1 protein-coding gene and 1 pseudogene are annotated in these 1,834 nt (G+C 36.1%); both read left to right on the top strand.

Annotated features, from left to right (window positions below; translation table 11 throughout):
* Positions 1-1,419 (top strand): acetyl-CoA carboxylase biotin carboxylase subunit (accC, locus tag HG1285_RS03055; protein WP_008288972.1); only part of this gene is annotated, 1,419 nt, incomplete at its 5' end.
* Between the two features lie 12 nt (positions 1,420-1,431).
* Positions 1,432-1,834, top strand: a pseudogene (gene eno, locus HG1285_RS03060) (phosphopyruvate hydratase); the annotation flags it as partial.

Here is a 1,834-nt window from a genome sequence, read left to right as displayed (position 1 = left end):
AATAAGAAAGGTTTAATTGCAAATAGAGGAGAAATAGCTACAAGAATCATAAGAGCCTGTAAAGAGCTTGGGATAAAAACAGTTGCGATATATTCGGAGGTTGACTCTAAAGGACTTTGGGTAAAAAAAGCTGATGAAGCATATATGATTCCTGGAGACCCTATAAAGGCATATCTCAATTTCTACAAAATCGTAGATATAGCACGCAGTACAGGTGTAGATGCAATACATCCTGGATACGGATTTTTATCTGAAAATGCAGATTTTGCAAGATACTGTGAAAAAAGAGGAATAATATTCATAGGACCAAAAGCCCAGCATATTGAGCTCTTTGGAGATAAGATAAAGTCTAAAAAAGCCATGAGAGAAGCCGGAGTTCCTGTTTTACCAGGAACAGATGAGCCTATAACAGATTTGGAGGAAGCTAAAAAAGTTGCTAAAAAAATAGGTTTTCCGGTTATTATAAAGGCAGCTTACGGCGGCGGCGGTCGCGGAATGAGAGTGGTTAAAAAAGAAAATGAATTTGAAGAACTTTTCAAATCAGCCACTGCCGAAGCAGAAAAATTTTTTGGAAACGGAGCTGTATTTATTGAAAAATATGTTGAAAATCCAAGACATATAGAAGTTCAAGTTATAGCAGATAAATACGGTAATGTTATACATCTTGGAGAAAGGGACTGCTCAATTCAAAGAAGACATCAAAAAGTAATAGAAATTGCCCCATCGCCTTCCCTTTCAGAAGAAGTAAGAAGAGAGCTCTATAGGGTTTCTGTAAAATCAATGTTTAAACTTGGATATGAAAGTGTTGGAACTCTGGAGTTTTTAGTTGATGAAAATGACAATTTCTATTTTATTGAAATGAATACAAGAATACAGGTAGAACATCCAGTAACAGAGCTTGTAACAGGTGTAGACCTGCTTCAAAGAATGATAGAAATTGCTGAAGGAAAACCTCTTCCTTTCTTACAGGAGGAGATAAATTTCAGAGGATACGCTATAGAATTCAGAATAAATGCAGAAGACCCGTCTAAGAATTTTGCACCTTCTCCGGGAAAAATAACTTCTTATTACTCACCGGGAGGTCCCGGAGTACGAATTGATGCTGCTGTTTATAAAGATTATGTTATACCTCCTTATTACGATTCTATGATTGCAAAGTTAAATGTTTGGGCACTGCAGTGGAATCAAGTTGTAAACAGAGCAAGGAGAGCTTTAGATGAATTTATTTTAAGGGGTACTCCTACCAACTTACCTCTTTTAAGGCAGATTGTAAGGGATAAAGATTTTATAAAAGGAAAGTTTGATACTGGCTATATAGATAAAAAACTTCCTACATTTAATCTAAAGGGTGAAACAATAGACCCAGAAGAACTTGCAACAGCAATAGCAGCAGCTATAGCTGCTTATCATAAACTATAAGGAGGTTTTTGGATGTCAATTATTGTTGATATTAGAGGAAGAGAAGTTTTAGATTCAAGAGGAAATCCAACAGTTGAAGCTGAAGTTATTTTAGAAAGTGGTGTAAGAGCAAGAGCAATAGTACCAAGCGGTGCATCAACAGGAGAAAGAGAAGCCTTAGAACTTAGAGATAACGACCCCAACAGATACAAAGGTAAAGGTGTTTTAAAAGCTGTTGAAAATATAAATACAGTTATCGCTGACCTCTTAATAGGGGAAGAATCTCTTGACCAGGTAAGAATAGATAGTCTTATGTTAAAAGCTGATGGAACTGAAAACAAATCAAAACTTGGAGCAAATGCTATACTTGCAGTATCTATGGCAGTTGCAAGGGCTACAGCTGAAGAACTTGAAATGCCTTTATACAGATATTTAG

Source organism: Hydrogenivirga sp. 128-5-R1-1 (genome assembly GCF_000171895.1).
Note: the sequence above shows the minus strand (reverse complement) of the source record. Positions and strands in the feature narration are given on the sequence as shown.